The 13,879-nt window shown below is 64.3% G+C and carries 10 protein-coding genes; 6 read left to right on the top strand and 4 right to left on the bottom strand.

All coding sequences use genetic code 11. The features are described from left to right. Positions 1 to 85: 85 nt before the first annotated feature. From VGN72_21220 to VGN72_21210, 3 genes are all read right to left on the bottom strand, one after another. Positions 86 to 742, bottom strand: a complete 657-nt coding sequence (locus VGN72_21220) for an SCO family protein (protein HEV7301871.1) — start codon at positions 740 to 742, stop codon at positions 86 to 88. A gap of 91 nt (positions 743 to 833) precedes the next feature. Beyond that, the gene (locus tag VGN72_21215) at positions 834 to 1,631 is read right to left on the bottom strand and encodes an ABC transporter permease (protein HEV7301870.1); all 798 of its coding nucleotides are present in this window, start codon (positions 1,629 to 1,631) and stop codon (positions 834 to 836) included. Positions 1,632 to 2,062: 431 nt separating this feature from the next. Beyond that, on the bottom strand, positions 2,063 to 3,217 hold the full coding sequence (locus VGN72_21210; GenBank protein ID HEV7301869.1) for an endonuclease/exonuclease/phosphatase family protein: 1,155 nt from the start codon (positions 3,215 to 3,217) through the stop codon (positions 2,063 to 2,065). Positions 3,218 to 3,946: 729 nt separating this feature from the next. Here VGN72_21210 and tgt point away from each other — a divergent pair. The 4 genes from tgt to VGN72_21190 all read left to right on the top strand — a co-directional run bounded on the left by tgt (position 3,947) and on the right by VGN72_21190 (position 10,201). After that, positions 3,947 to 5,089, top strand: a complete 1,143-nt coding sequence (gene tgt / locus VGN72_21205; GenBank protein HEV7301868.1) for a tRNA guanosine(34) transglycosylase Tgt — start codon at positions 3,947 to 3,949, stop codon at positions 5,087 to 5,089. Between the two features lie 108 nt (positions 5,090 to 5,197). After that, positions 5,198 to 5,548, top strand: a complete 351-nt coding sequence (yajC, locus tag VGN72_21200; GenBank protein ID HEV7301867.1) for a preprotein translocase subunit YajC — start codon at positions 5,198 to 5,200, stop codon at positions 5,546 to 5,548. 105 nt (positions 5,549 to 5,653) lie between these two features. Continuing rightward, positions 5,654 to 8,977 (top strand): protein translocase subunit SecD, encoded by a 3,324-nt coding sequence (gene secD, locus VGN72_21195; protein HEV7301866.1) that lies wholly within the window; start codon positions 5,654 to 5,656, stop codon positions 8,975 to 8,977. A gap of 213 nt (positions 8,978 to 9,190) precedes the next feature. Beyond that, entirely contained in the window at positions 9,191 to 10,201 is a 1,011-nt protein-coding gene (locus VGN72_21190) for a LysM peptidoglycan-binding domain-containing protein (protein HEV7301865.1), read from the top strand. Between the two features lie 894 nt (positions 10,202 to 11,095). On the opposite strand, the gene VGN72_21185 is transcribed toward VGN72_21190, so the two are convergent. Further along, complete coding sequence (locus VGN72_21185) at positions 11,096 to 11,686, bottom strand: hypothetical protein (protein ID HEV7301864.1); 591 nt, start codon at positions 11,684 to 11,686, stop codon at positions 11,096 to 11,098. A gap of 325 nt (positions 11,687 to 12,011) precedes the next feature. On the opposite strand from VGN72_21185, the gene cmk reads away from it, so the two are divergent. Next, positions 12,012 to 12,695 carry a (d)CMP kinase gene (gene cmk / locus VGN72_21180; protein HEV7301863.1) on the top strand — a complete coding sequence of 228 codons (684 nt, stop codon included), beginning with the start codon at positions 12,012 to 12,014 and terminating at the stop codon, positions 12,693 to 12,695. Further along, on the top strand, positions 12,695 to 13,369 hold the full coding sequence (locus tag VGN72_21175; protein HEV7301862.1) for a lysophospholipid acyltransferase family protein: 675 nt from the start codon (positions 12,695 to 12,697) through the stop codon (positions 13,367 to 13,369). Before cmk ends, VGN72_21175 begins: the two co-directional genes overlap by 1 nt. Positions 13,370 to 13,879 lie beyond the last annotated feature (510 nt).

Here is a 13,879-nt window from a genome sequence, read left to right as displayed (position 1 = left end):
CATGCCACGGTCGGAAGCGGACGCCATCTGGTGCTTCAACGCCGTCTCAAGATGAGGCAACACGCGTCCGTCGGCGCTCGACCAATCACTCCCGCGCCAGCTTCTCCGCGTCGGCGGCCAACTGGTCCAGCACGTCCTCGCTCGTGCCCTCGTAGATGCCGCGCACCATGTTGGTGCCGTCGACGAGGAGGAATTTGCTGCTGTGGGTGAACTGGTCGCTGCCCTCGGGCGGGTCGCCGATGCCGATCAGCATGCCGCGGGCGACGGCCTGCATTTCCTCGGTCGTGCCGCTCAGGAAGAACCAACGGCCGGGCTGGGCGCCGATCTTCGTCGCGTACGACTTCAGCACGGCGGGGGTGTCGCGCTTGGGGTCGAGCGTGAACGAGACCAGCCGCACGTCGGGGCTCGCGATCTTCGTCTGCAGCGTGGCCATGTGCTTGGACATCATCGGGCAGGCGCCGGCGCAGTTGGTGAAGATGAACGCCGCGATCCACGGCTTGCCCGACAGGGTCTGCTGGGTGACCGGCTTCTCGTTCTCATCGCGCAACGCGAAGTCGGGCACCGGGAATAGGCGCGTCGACAGGTCCGGCGCCATCGCCGGCACCACGTGCGGCGCCGCGGTCGGCGCGTCCATGGCGGCCAGCACGTCGCGCGAGCGGTAGTACGCGAGCACCACCGTTACCGAGACCAACACGCACAAAACCCACAAGGCGATCGTCAGGCGTTTCAGGTTCTTCGTCATGAAAGGTCACCAATGATATAGCCCCGGGCTTGCCCGGGGGAGGCGTTCCCCCGGGCAAGCCCGGGGCTAAGTGATAAATGGACCGCGCGTCCTAATGCAAATCGCCACTCACGCGCGCCCGCGTCATGCGACTGGCAAGCGTGAACATCGCGACGCCAAACAGGCAGCTGACGATCATTCCCGTCCACCAACCGCTCTGCAACGCCCCCGCGCCGGCCGACGGGGCATACAACACCTCGCGTAGCCCGCTGAGCCCGTACGACAATGGGTTGGCGTTCATCAACCATCGTAACGCCCCCCAGGCCTGCTCGGCCGGGAAGAGCGCGCCGCTGAGGAACCACATCGGCATCAGGAACAAGTTCATGATCGCGTGGAACCCCTGCGTGCTGCTCATCCGCCAGGCGATGCAGAAGCCAAGCCCCGTAAGCGCAAAGGCGATCACGAACATGATGACCGCAGCGCCCAGAAAGCCTACGAGCGTGAACTGAATGCCGATCAACGGCGCCAGCGCCAGGAAGATCAACCCTTGTCCGACGGCAAGGATCGTGCCGCCCATCACCTTGCCGAGTACGATCGCCATGGTAGAGATTGGCGACACCAGCACCGACTGCAGAAAACCTTCCTTGCGGTCTTCGATGATCGAGATCGTCGAGAAGATCGCCGTGAACAGCAGGATCATCAGGACGGTGCCGGGGAAGAAGTAGTGCAGGAAGTTGTCGCCGCCCGGCATGCCGGTGGCGTTGAAGCTGCGGCCCATGCCGCCGCCAATGAACAGCCAGAAGATCAACGGCGTCGCCAGCGAACCGATGACCCTGCTTCGCTGCCGCACGAAGCGCACGAGTTCCCGCTTGCACAACGCGGCGGCGGGCTGCAGGACGGGAGGGCTCATCACCATCAACTTGTAGTGGCGGTGGGGTGGGGAGACAAGCCGTGCGCAGGGGATTTGAAAGACGAAGCCCGAAGGCCAGCGGACAAAACCTCGTCCCAGTTCGCTACCTGTCATCCCGACGGGAGCCTCAGGCGACCTGCGGGATCTCCCATGGCCCGCACTGTCAGTCAGTCGAGATCCCTCAGGTCGCCAAGGCTCCCATCGGGATGACACTGCTCGCTTTAAAATGGCCGTCCGTGGCGCTGTCTCAACCTACATTGGAGTGACTGCCGTAGTGGCGACGCCTGCGTCGCGGTCGACGCGGAGCGTCGAATCAATGCCCGGGATTCGGGGCTGTACCCCGACCGCGACGCAGGCGTCGCCACCACAGAACGCTGACAAAAGCGAGGGTTGAGACTGAGCTGCCGTCCGTCCTTATGCGGCACACACACCTACGGCATGATCGCCGTATCCACCGCCGGGGTCGTTGCGGGGTCGGCCTTTACCTTGACCACGACCGGGTAGTGGTCGCTGGCGACTCGGGCGAGCGAGCCGGTGAAGATCTTGATGTCGGCGATCTGGTCGCCCATTGACTTCGTCGTGACGACGTGGTCGATCAGGCTGCGATAGCGCGGCCGCCAGTAGCCGCCGAAGCTGATTTGCTCGTCGCCGATCAACTTCTGCGTCGCCAGGATCAGGCCGGCGTCGGGGGGGCCGATGAGGGCGGCCATGCCGTCGTGGCCGAGCAGTTTCTCGGTCTTGTCCATGCCGACGTCGTCGTTCATGTCGCCGACGAGCATGACGTCGGTCGGGCCGGCGGCCTCCAGTTCCTTGATGATCTGGTGCGTGCGGGCTGCCTCGCGGAAGCGCCACTCGGCCGCTTCGCGCTCCATGCGGGTGCGCATCTCGCTGGCCGACTCCTGTTCGGGCTGCGACGTGCTAGCGGCTTCGGTGGGGGACGCCTCATCGGTTGCGCCAGATCCCTCACCCGCAGCGTTGCCGTCGCGGGCCGGCAGGCGAACGCCCTTGCTCTTCTGGTGCGTGTTGCCGATCCAGAACTCGTACCCGCTGGGCGTGCGCACCTTCAGGAACGACGGCCCGCGGGCGAACAGGCGGTTATCGCGGTCGTTCGGAACGACGTCCACTTCCTTGAAGTACTGGTCCCGCCGGTCGACGATCTCGAACCCCGGCTTCATCATGATGCACAGCGTCTGCGGGCGATCGGGGTTCACGTTCGTCGGCAGCTGGATGACCGTCGTGTAGGCCTCCTTCAACCAGCGGCGATTGAAGTACTCCAGGTCGGCCTGCAGCGGGCCCTCCTGGATCAGCAGGATGTCGGGATTGAACGCCGGGTCGGTGATCGTCTCGGCGATCTCCCACTGGTCCTCCTCGTTCATGGCCGTCTCTTCGCGGATCGCCTCGTCGCGCTCGCGCTTGGCGGCGGGGTCGTCCAGCGGCTGCTTGCGCGCGGCCTGCAGCTTGCGATGACCGGAGAAGTTGGCGTGGAAGTTTTCGATGTTGTACGAGGCGACCGTGAACTCTTCAGCCTTGGCCGTCAGCGGCGCCATGGCCAGCGCGGCCAGCAACGCGATTGTCAGTCGATGCATTGGATGGGTTTCCTTTGGCGGGCGGTTGTACGAATGATAACGAGTCGAACGCGCTAAGAGATCGTTTGCGTCCGAAGAATTTCCCGGGATGCGGGATGTCCCTTAGAGCGTGTTATGCACTTTCCAGCTCAGAAACTGGCTTGGGTGCCACGGTTTGGTACGCCAAGCCGTGCCGGTACACGCAGACACGGCTTGGCGTACCAAACCGTGGCACCCGGCGTCGTCCCGCCTGCGTTACTGACCCCGAATGTGCCTAACACGCTCTAGGCACTGGCGATGGACGGCATGGGCGTAAAGTTCGAGGAGGTCCGATGCGCGGGGGAGCGTTAGCGGCGAAGCGGCCCCGCCGTTCCCGGTGTTTCGAACGAAGCGGAGCGGCCTCACCGTTCCCATTCTTTCGCCGTAAACGAAGAGGAACGCCCGCGCCGTTCCACTTCATTCAAGGTGAAACAAATGGAACGGCCGCGCCGTTCCGTTTCTCGTTAGGCGGAAATAGAGGAACGGTCGCGCCGTTCCTTTTCTTTTGGGATGCAAGAATAGGAACGGCCGGGCCGTTCCATTCGTTGCGGCGCAACGGGATTGACCGCCGCGGTGCCAGGAACGCTTTATGGCCCGTCCGCCTTGTCGGGAAGAAGGGTGGGAAACGCAAGATTATCGGCGGCGGGGATGGCGGGCAGGGTCGGCCTGATTTGCGGCAGGTCGGGCCGGTCCCTACTATTCGCCGTCCCAATGGCCGACGACCCCGCCTTAAAGTACGAGTTGTTCAAGACCGCCGCCACCGGCGCGCGGCTGGGGCGCGTCACCACGCGGCACGGCAGCTTCGACACGCCGGCATTCATGCCCGTTGGCACGCAGGGGACGATCAAGGGCATGCTCCCCGATCACGTGGCCGCCACGGGGTCGCAGATTATCCTCGCCAACACCTACCACCTGATGCTGCGGCCCGGCGAGGAAACGGTCGCGGCCCTGGGCGACTTACACCGCTTTATGGCGTGGCCGGGGCCGATTTTGACCGATAGCGGCGGGTTTCAGGTCTTCTCGCTGGCCGACATCAACAAGATCGCCGACGACGGGGTGACGTTTCGCAGCCACATCGACGGGGCCAAGGTCCACCTGACGCCCGAGCGGTCGATGGCGGTCCAGAACGCGCTGGGGGCCGATATTATCATGGCGTTCGATGAGTGCCCGCCCGGAACGGCACCCATCGAATATCAGAAACAGGCGCTCGAGCGGACGCTGCGATGGGCAAAGCAGTCGGTTGAGGCCCACAAGCGGCCGAACGATCAATCCCTGTTTGGCATCGTGCAGGGTGGAACCAGCGAGCACCTTCGCGCGTATTGTGCGCAGGAGCTGATGAAGCTCGATCTGCCGGGCTACGCCGTCGGTGGGCTGGCGGTGGGCGAAGGGTTTGAGGCGATGAAGGCGGTGCTGTCGTTCACCACGCCCATTTTGCCGAAGGACAAGCCGCGTTACCTGATGGGCGTGGGCTTCCCGCGCGATCTGGTGGCGGGCGTGGCCCGCGGCATCGATATGTTCGATTGTGTGATGCCGACCCGCAACGGCCGCAACGCGTACGCGTTCACCGCCGCCGGGCCTATCCGGCTGCGCAACGCGCGGTTTACGCGCGACACGGGGCCGTTGGAAGAGGGCTGCGACTGCTACGCCTGCCGGACGTTTACCTGCGGGGCGATCCGGCACTATTTTTCGGCCGACGAGATGCTTGGACCGATCCTCGTCTCGGTGCATAATGTCCGATTCTACCAACGCCTGATGGCCGACATTCGGCAGGCGATTGCGGAAGATCGATTCGACGATTTCGAACGAAACGACCCGCGGAGCCTGCTTGGCCCGTCGGGGAAACAGGATGGATAGTGGGCGGTGGACAGTGATTGGTGGGCAGTGAAGAAGGAACGTGACGCGTTCTGTTCCTGCTGCCCAATAACCACTGGCCACCGCCGCTGATATACACGGAGCACCTTTTTGAACGCCCTCGTCTTCATCGCACAAGCTACCGCCCCCTCGACCACGCAGCCGGTCCCCTGGTGGGTGCCGATTTTCGGCAACTCGATGTTCCCGTTGATCCTGGGCATCATCGTGCTCTACTTCTTCGTGTTCCGCACGAAGCGCAGGCAGGACCAGCAGAAGAAGGACCTGCTGAATAAACTGACCAAGGGGCAGCGCGTGCAGACGATCGGCGGCATTATCGCCACCGTCGTGGAAGCGCGCGACGACGAGGTGCTGCTGAAGGTCGACGAGACCAGCAACACGAAGATGCGCTTCACCCGCAACGCGATCCATCGCGTGCTCGATGACAAGTCCGACGCCAAGTAAGTAAAGGAAAGCCCGAAGGATGAAGGCTGAAGTCTGAAGTAGGCAGGGCACGCTTGTCCCTCGTCACTTCAGCCGTCAGACTTCAGCCTTCAGGCTTCACATCCCATGACATACAACCATTCCGGTCGCCTGACGCTGATCGCCATCGTGCTGGTGGTCGCGCTGATCATGATCTTCCCGAACCCCGCGGCGTTGCTGCGGTCGGACGTGCCGTTGGGCGAAAAGATCAACCTGAAGCCGGGCATCGACATGGTGGGCGGCACCAGCCTCACCTACGAGATCAAGCAGCCCGAGGGGGGATATCAGGGCGAGGTGACGCTGGCCGAGTCGGTCGCGTCGGCGCTGAAGAAGCGCGTGGACCCGGAGGGCGTTCGCAACATCGTATGGCGCCCACAGGGCAACACGCAGTTGGAGATCCAGCTGCCGCGCAGCACCGATAATGCCGATGCGCGCAAGCTGCGCGACGCCTACATCGCCGCCCAGCAGAAGTTGGAAGCTGACACCGTCCGTCAGGCGGAAGTGGTGCGCGTGATCGAGCAACTTAAGGGTGACGAGCGCGCGCCGCGCCTGAACGAGCTGGCCGCGAACAACCCGGCGAGGCAGGACCTGTTCGCCAGGCTCGTGGCCGCCTACGACGCGCTGCAGGCCGCCCGCGAGCGCCGCGACGCCGACGCCGAGGCCGTTGCCGCCATCGAGTATGACAACCTGAAGGGGCAGATCGACGCGACCAACGTCGGCGTGGCTCGGTTGGAGACGATCCTCTCCCTGCCGGCCGCTGAACGTGAGACGCAGCTCGCCGCGCTGAAGGTCGGCATGCCCGCGAACCGGCTGGCGACGGTCGACGAGTTCGTGGCGGCGTATGACGCGTTCGCGAAGGTGAAGGACACGATCGACGATGCGGCGTCGCTAAAACGCCTGTTGCGCGGTTCGGGCATGCTCGCGTTCTACATCCTGGCCGACGAGAACGAACCGGGCTTTGGCACCATGGTGCAACGTCTTCAGACGCAGGGGCCGGACGTGCAGGCCGGCGACACGATGCGCTGGTTCGAGATCGACCAGCCCGACGACTTCGAGGGCTATCCCAAGTTCGAGTACGGCGGCAAGTGGTACGCGCTGGCGTGGATCACGCCCGAGCGATCGATGGTCAACCCGCCTGGCCAGCGCCTCTGGAGCTTGGAAAAGGCGACCCCCGAGAACGACCCGAACGGTGGCCGGGCGGTTGGTTTCCAGTTCGACCCGATGGGCGCGACGCTGTTTGGCCAGCTGACCGGTGGCAATTTGCGCCGTCCACTGGCGGTGACGCTGGACCAGAAGATCATCAGCGCCGCCAACATTAACAGCCAGATCACGCGCAACGGCATCATCACGCGTGGCGACGGTTACACGAACGCCGAGTTCGCGTACCTGCTGAACACGCTGAACGCCGGTTCGCTTCCCGCGACGCTCGCCGACGAACCGATCCGCGAGCAGACCGTCGGCCCGCAGTTGGGCGCCGACAACCTGAAGCGTGGCCTGGCGGCGTGCGTGGTCGGTTTGTTCGTCGTGGGCCTGTTCCTATGCGGCTACTACTACCTCGCCGGCCTCGTGGCGGCGATCGCGGTGCTGCTGAACGTCTTCCTGATCCTGGCCACCATGGCCGCGCTCGACGCGACCTTCACGCTGCCCGGCATCGCCGGCATCGTGCTGACGATCGGCGCCGCGGTCGACGCCAACGTGCTGATCTTCGAGCGCCTGCGCGAAGAGCAGCAGCGCGGCATCGGCATCAAGGCGGCGCTGCGCAACGCCTACGACCGCGCCGCCAGCGCCATCATCGACAGCAACGCGACCACGCTCATCACGGCTGCGGTGCTGGTGTGGCTGGGCACGGAAGAAGTAAAGGGCTTCGGCGTTACGCTGTTGATCGGTTTGATCTGGAGCCTGTTCACCTCGCTTTACGTGACGCGCACCGTGCTCGAGCTGTTGGTCGACAAGTTCGGCGTGACGAAGTTCGGCAGCGTGCCGTTGTCGGTGCCGTGGTGGGATCGTGCGCTGAAGCCGGACATCGACTGGATGAGCAAGGCGTGGATGTTCATGGCGTTCAGCGCGCTGTTCATCGTGCTGGGCGTGACCGGCTTTATGGTGAAGCTGTACCAGGGGCAACTGCTGGACGTCGAGTTCACCAAGGGCACCAGCGTGCAGTTCGAGCTGAAGCGCGAGATGAACATCGAGCGCGTGCGCGAGCGGATCGCTGCGACCAACCTGCCGTCGCCAAGCGTGGTGGCCGTGGGGACCGAGGGCACGACGTACGAGGTGGTGACGCCCGAGGAGAACTCGACGCTGGTCACGCACGCGATCCTGGCCGCCATGGCCGACGGCGACGCGAACGAGTCGCTGCTGGACGTGGAGACGCCATCGGAGTACGCGGGCTTCGACGACACGTTCGACGCCGCGCTGAACAACGTGATCCTGCCGATCGGTGACGAGCCGATCACCGTGCAGGGCTTCACGCCGGCGCAGTTGGCCGACTACCGTAATGGGGCGGCGATCGTGCTGAAGGACCTGAACCCCCGTCGCACGCCGACCGAGATCGCCGACCGCATCCGCCGGCAGCAACTGCAACCGCAGGCGGGCACGCCGGTGCCGAGCCACATCGACTTCGTCGTCGAATCACCGGCCGGCCCCAACGACGTGACGGACCTGGCGGTCATCCTGGTGGCGCCGGGCAGCGTGCCGTACGACAAGGACGCCCAGCAGTGGGCCGCGCAGCTGGCGGCGCCGATGTGGAAACTCATCGGCGACGCGATCAACACGCCCGCGCCGTTGCAGAGCGTGCGCAGCATCGACCCGAGCGTCGCGAGCGACACGAAGGAACTGGCGATGGCGGCGCTGGTGCTGTCGGTGCTGGTGATCATGGTCTACGTCTGGCTGCGCTTCGGCAACCTGAAGTACGGCACCGCGACGGTGCTGGCGATGACGCACGACACGCTGCTGGCGGTGGGCGCGGTCGGCATCGCGCACTACATGGTCCAATGGACGCCGTGGCTGGCCAGCGCGCTGCTGGTCGAACCGTTCCGCATGAACCTGACGATGGTCGCCGGCATCCTGACGGTGATGAGCTACTCGATGATCGACACGATCGTCGTGTTCGACCGCATCCGCGAGAACCGCGGCAAGCTGGGACACGTGTCGCGGCGCGTGGTGAACAATTCGATCAACCAGACGCTGTCGCGCACGCTGCTGACCGTAGGCACGACTGTCGCGACGCTGCTGGGCATGTACATCTTCGGCGGGCCCGGGATTCACGGCTTTACTTTCGTATTGCTGATTGGCATATTGGTCGGGACGTACTCGTCCATTGCGATCGCCGCGCCGTTCCTCTTGATCGGTGGCGATCGTGAGACGGCCGGCGCGGGAAACAATCCCGCAGTGGGGCAGCTTCAACGGGCATAGTGAAGCCGCCCTGCGGTGCCATCGCTGGTTTTCCGAACATCGGGAGCCCGGCGGGCGTTGTACGAATGATTCGTGACGATCGCGCTTCGCGCGCGGTCGTCCCGAACGCGCGTCGTGCGAATGGTGTGGAACACCAGGCGTGCGAGCGTGGCTGGGGATGCATCGGGTTGTAGGCTCAGGGCATTCGGGTCGATCAGGGAAGGAGTCCCGCCAATGTTGCGCAAGGATGTGAAGGTCGGGTTGGCCAGCGGTGCTGTATTGCTGGCCGTCGTCATCGTCTACGTTTCCTCCATTAACAATCCACCGACGGCCACCAAACCGGTGACAACGCTGGACGGACGCCCGCCCGCTCCGATCGACATTTCGACGGAACGCGCCGGCGGCGTGCGCGAAACGCGCATCGTGATCGGCCAGAATGAGGACGGCCGGTCAGCCGGGGTGCCAACCGCGGTCGCGGCGGCGCCGACGGAGCCGGACTGGTCCAAGCTGCTCGAGGGCGGCGCGCCCCCGGCACTGATGACGCGCACGAACGGCACGACGGCCAATCAAGCTGCCACCGAACAACCGCCGGCCGGGCAGCCGGTCGACATGTTCGCCGAATCGACGCCGATCGGTACCGAAGTTTCATCCACCAGCACCCCTGACACGGGCGCGGCGACGGTGAGCCCGGTGATCATGCAGGAGACGCCGACCCTGAGCGCCACTGCTACCACGCCGTCTGCGACCGCCGCCATGGCGCTGCCACCGTCACCCACCGTCACCCGTTCGGCCGCGCCGGCGGGGCCGCGTGAGTACACGGTGAAGGCCGGTGACTCGTACTACACGATCGCCCGCGAGGTGTACGGCGACTCGCACTTCTACCCGCACATCCAGCGGGCCAACCCTGACCTGGTGCCGACCAAGATTCGCGCAGGAATGAAGATCAACCTGCCCGATCCCACGACGGTCAAGCCGAACCTCAACGCCAGCCTCGTGAACACCGCCACCACCGGCGACGTCACCAGCAACCGGAACGCGAGCAACCGAAAGACCGTCGTCGGCCCGAACGAGTACCGCGTGCAGAACGACGAAAACCTGTACCGCATCGCGGTGAAGCTCTACGGCACGCCGAAGAAGATGGACGAGATCTACGAACTGAACAAGGCCAAGATCGGCAACGACCCCTCGAAGCTAAAGGTCGGCGCCGTTCTGAAGCTGCCGCCGGGGGCGAAGGTTTCGAACTAAGCGCCGGGACGGACTTCAACTTCCAAATGAACGTAAACGACGAGACCGCAAGCAACTTCGCTTGCGGTCTCGCCGTTTTGGTGTGTGCTGTTTGATTTCGGACCGATTCACTGGCCGCTGCCATGAATATCGAGAACACGCCTACCCAATGGCCGTGCCCATCGGAATATGACACGGGCGTCTGGCCCGTGACGTTCTCTTCCTGAAGCGAAAACGGCGTGGGCCTGAGGCCCAAGTCAAGCGAGCGCCTGTCGCAACCCGCTTAGCGCTGTCGGAGCAAACGGTCCGGACCGTCTTCCCGTAGCATGGGCGGCCCGCCCCATGGCGTCGGTACGCCGACGCATCGGAGGGTACTCCATCCGATTAGGCAATCGCGCCAGCGAACGGACTTGCTGGCGAGACCGAAGAGAAGATCGCTTACGCTCGTTAGCTCAGCCGGCGTACCGTCCGACACCGCGGCGTACCGCGGCTCCACGGGCGGGCCGCCCGTGCTACGAGATACGGAAGAGATCCGTCGGAGTACCTCAAAGGATGTCTATTAACGCGGCGGCGTCCGCTTTTCACGTGGCATGGGCATCTTGCCCATGGCGTCGGTACCCCGACGCGTCGGATGGTACGCCATCCGAATCAGCAATCGCGCCAGCGAAACATCGTCTGGAACCATCGATAGCGCAGATCGCTTGCGCTCTCTAGCTCGGACGGCGTACCGTCCGACACCGCGGTGTACCGCGGCTCCACGGGCGGGACGCCAGTGCTACGGGCGACGAATCCGGCCGTCCCAAGGTGACACCATCTTTCGAAGGTGACCGTTTGCCCCGTAAGACCAAAGAGATCCTTCGGAACACCTCAGGATGACGATCTTCGCGCTGAATCAGTCACCGACACCGCCTCCACCTACGCGCTCAACTGACGCAGCATAACATGCTGGGCGGCCACGGCGCCGTACTTCAGCTTCAGGCGGTCGGCGATGATGCGGGTCGCATCGTCGAACGACGATTCCACGCTCGCCAGCCAGTTCATGGCGCGCGGCACGTCCAGCCATTGGCCGGCGATGTCGCCCACCTCGTACACGACGAACGCGGTGGCGAAGGCGTCGGAGGGCAGGCGGCGGATCGGTTCGGCGGGGAAGCTACCGTCCGATTTCTGCAGGCGGGCGAGCGCCTCCAAGCCACGGTCACCCGCGACGCCGTTGCCACGGCTGCAGTGCAGGGCACGCACGCAGAGAGCGGTCGTCATCGGGTCGGCCCATCCACCGTCGGCTTCCTGAGCCGTCAGGATCATGCGAATCAGTTGGCCGCACAACGGCAGGTGCGACTGGTTGAACTCATCCAGGCGGATGATGCCCAGCGCCGTCGCAGCCAGCTTGGCATTAATGTCCGTGCGAGCGCGGGGCAAGTCCTCCGACCGGCCCGACAACAGTTCGCCTAGCAGTCGCGCATAGTCCTTTGCGCTCCAAAGCCGCTCAATGCGTTTCGTGGTCGTCATAAGAACATCCTTGTTAGGGCGTAGTTTACCTAACGGATAGCGAACGTCAAGAATTTTGTTCGGATTATGGTTGGGGTTGTTGTTCAGCCGCAGCATCCCCCAGGAGCCGCCATCCTGAGGTACTCCGAAGGATCTCTTCCGTCCCGGGTACGAATACTGGGGGAGATCCTTCGGAGTACCTCAGGATGACGATTTGCCGCTGTTTCGGGAGCCGCGTAGGTATGCTGCGAGCGCGCGTCTACAAGTGACTCCTGAGCGTCCGACGCAGAAGTTCGCGCCATGCATTGCGGCACGGGCGGGCGTGGGTTAACGTGCCGCGCGAACGATGATCATCACAATCGACGGGCCTGCAGGAACGGGGAAATCGACGGTCGCGCAGGCGGTCGCGCGCGACCTTGGCTTTGATTTTCTCGATACCGGCGCCATGTACCGCGCGATCGGCCTGGCGGCACTGCGGCGGGAGGTGTCGCTGGACGACCCGCGCGAACTCACCTTCGTCGCGAGGCACGCCCGAATCCGTTTTGACTTCTCTACTCAGCCGCCGGCCGTCACGTTGAATGATGAGCCCGTCGGCCACCTGTTGCGCGGTGGTGAGGCGACGCGGGCGGCCTCGTACGTCGCGGTGGTGCCGGCGATCCGGGAGATGCTCGTCGAGCAGCAGCGCCAGATCGGCCGCGAGCACGCCAACCTCGTCACCGAGGGCCGCGACCAGGGTAGCGTCGTCTTCCCGCATGCGGAGCTGAAGTTTTACCTCGACGCCACCCCGGAAGAGCGCGCCAACCGCCGGGTGGCGCAGTTGCGGTCGCGCGGGGAGATCGTGGATTACCTGGAGATTTTGAACGGCATCGTGGCGCGCGACCGCCGCGATGCGTCGCGCAGCGTGGGGCCGCTGGCGATCCCGGTCGATGCGCAGACGATCGACACGACGTCCATCACCCAGCAGGCCGTCATCGACCAGATCGCCGACCGCGCCCGGCAGATGATGGCAGCGGCGGGGGCGGGCAAGTGATGGTGCCGGTCATCTACAAGTTCTGCCGGGGCGTCTGCCGCATCGCCACCACGGTCCTGTTCGACCTGAAGGTCTACGGCGTCCACCACGTGCCCGACGAGGGTGGCGCCCTGATGATCTCCAACCACGAGAGCTACCTCGACCCCGCGCTCATCGGCGTGCAGGTTCGGCGCAACATGACCTTTATGGCCAAGTCGGAGCTGTTCGAGGTGCCCGGCTTCGGTTGGCTCATCCGCAGGCTCGGCGCGTTTCCGGTTCGCCAGGGCAAGGGGGACAAGGGGGCGATCGACGAGACGATCCGGAAGCTGCAGGAAGGGCATCTGCTCAACGTCTTCCCGGAGGGCGCCCGCACGCTCGATGGCAAGCTCGGGCCGATCCAGAAGGGCGTGGCGCTGATCGTGAAGCGGGCGAAGGTGCCGATCGTGCCGGTGATGATCGCGGGCTCGTACGAGGCGTGGCCGCGATCGAAGGCGATGCCGCAGTCGCATCCGGTGGGCGTGCTGTACGGGCCGCCGATCGACGTGGGGGGGATGAAGGCGGAGGAGATCACGCAGTTGATCGACCGCACGTTTCGCGCGATGCGGGTGGATTTGGAAGCGCGCATGAAGCGCGATGCGCATCTGCCGAGTTCGCCGGGGCGGCGGTTGCCGCGGGGGCAGCGGTTGGTGGAGTAGGGGGAGAAATCCCAATCGCCAATGCCAAGCAAAATCCCAAGCACCAAATCCCAATCGGAGGGAGCCAAGGGTTGATCTAGAGCGGTTCAACTTCAGGTGTAGCGTCTGGCCGCAACCCTGTCATCCCGAGCGGGAGCGACCCGAGGGATCGCCACTGTCGAGAGCCGCCTCTAATTCGGGATCCCTCAGGTCGCTACCGCTCCCATCGGGATGACACGCTACACCTGAGGTAGAACCGCTTTAATTGATTGCTCTGTGCCTTCCCCCTCTGTCTCCTCTGTGATTCAAATCCTCTTCCTTCGCGGCTTTCTTCGTGCCATCGCGCCTTCGCGTTCTCTGCCACCTCTCTGAATCGCAGCTACCGCTGCGAGGCAGACAAGAATGTCTGCCCCACTGGAAAGTCCAAAGACAGAAGAAACACAGGCAAGAATGCCTGTGCCACAGAAGAGAGCAGAAAGAAATACGGGGGGAGAGCAGACGGGGGGAGAGACAGGCAGGAATGCCTGTCCT

The organism is Tepidisphaeraceae bacterium, assembly GCA_035998445.1.
Lineage (GTDB): Bacteria > Planctomycetota > Phycisphaerae > Tepidisphaerales > Tepidisphaeraceae > DASYHQ01.
Note: the sequence above shows the minus strand (reverse complement) of the source record. Positions and strands in the feature narration are given on the sequence as shown.

Coding starts and splice junctions, on each gene's coding strand:
- VGN72_21215 (HEV7301870.1), bottom strand. CDS start 1,631: ATGAGCCCTCCCGTCCTGCAGCCCGCCGCCGCGTTGTGCAAGCGGGAA.
- VGN72_21185 (HEV7301864.1), bottom strand. CDS start 11,686: ATGACGACCACGAAACGCATTGAGCGGCTTTGGAGCGCAAAGGACTAT.
- secD (HEV7301866.1), top strand. CDS start 5,654: ATGACATACAACCATTCCGGTCGCCTGACGCTGATCGCCATCGTGCTG.
- tgt (HEV7301868.1), top strand. CDS start 3,947: ATGGCCGACGACCCCGCCTTAAAGTACGAGTTGTTCAAGACCGCCGCC.
- VGN72_21190 (HEV7301865.1), top strand. CDS start 9,191: ATGTTGCGCAAGGATGTGAAGGTCGGGTTGGCCAGCGGTGCTGTATTG.
- cmk (HEV7301863.1), top strand. CDS start 12,012: ATGATCATCACAATCGACGGGCCTGCAGGAACGGGGAAATCGACGGTC.
- VGN72_21220 (HEV7301871.1), bottom strand. CDS start 742: ATGACGAAGAACCTGAAACGCCTGACGATCGCCTTGTGGGTTTTGTGC.
- VGN72_21175 (HEV7301862.1), top strand. CDS start 12,695: ATGGTGCCGGTCATCTACAAGTTCTGCCGGGGCGTCTGCCGCATCGCC.
- VGN72_21210 (HEV7301869.1), bottom strand. CDS start 3,217: ATGCATCGACTGACAATCGCGTTGCTGGCCGCGCTGGCCATGGCGCCG.